Here is a 587-nt window from a genome sequence, read left to right as displayed (position 1 = left end):
CGTCTTCCCTGCCATTGGGGAAGAAAAACCGATGCTCCTCGAAGCCACCGGGCATTGCCCACCCGAAGACGTTGGTGGCCCATGGGGATATCAGGAGTTCTGCGAGGCGCTTTTAGACCCGGCGCATGAGCGGCATGCAGAAACCCTCGGATGGTGGGGCCCCAGCGATTTTGATCCCGCCATCGCTGACTTCTCACAGCTCAATAAAGCCGTCGATGACCTCGCAGCAAAATGGGCAAGAAAAACACGCCGAAAAACCTGACCCTGTCTATGGGCGACGGCAAAGAGCGTCACCGCGTAAACAACTGACGAAAAAGTTTCTCCGAACGTCGAAGACCTTCGTCCGTCAAGACCAATGACTTCGATTTGTTCACCGGATCACAGATCAGGCCCTTCGCATATAATCGGCTCGTCGTTGTCCAGTCAAATCCCTTCCAGGCACTACGCTCGTTATGCAGCGTCAGCCACAACAGGACCAGAACTGTATCGTCGATTTTGTCCTCATCTATCGTGAGCGCAACGAATAGCCCACGTCTTTCGTGATTGACGGAATGGGTTTCCGGCTGGCAGTCAAAACTTTTGCTTTG

At 53.8% G+C, this 587-nt stretch carries 2 protein-coding genes; one reads left to right on the top strand and one right to left on the bottom strand.

What is annotated here, in order from left to right; genetic code table 11:
- The coding region (locus FG152_RS27165; RefSeq protein WP_498989469.1) for an IS1096 element passenger TnpR family protein at positions 1–262 on the top strand (262 nt) is incomplete at its 5' end.
- 28 nt (positions 263–290) lie between these two features.
- Here the strand turns inward: FG152_RS27165 and FG152_RS27160 are convergent.
- Positions 291–509 carry a DUF6429 family protein gene (locus FG152_RS27160; protein WP_498989472.1) on the bottom strand — a complete coding sequence of 73 codons (219 nt, stop codon included), beginning with the start codon at positions 507–509 and terminating at the stop codon, positions 291–293.
- Positions 510–587 lie beyond the last annotated feature (78 nt).

Origin of the sequence: Ochrobactrum sp. XJ1 (assembly GCF_024701725.1) — a bacterium.
In the GTDB taxonomy this organism is placed as follows: domain Bacteria; phylum Pseudomonadota; class Alphaproteobacteria; order Rhizobiales; family Rhizobiaceae; genus Brucella; species Brucella anthropi.
This window is presented reverse-complemented; position numbering and strand designations above follow the sequence as displayed.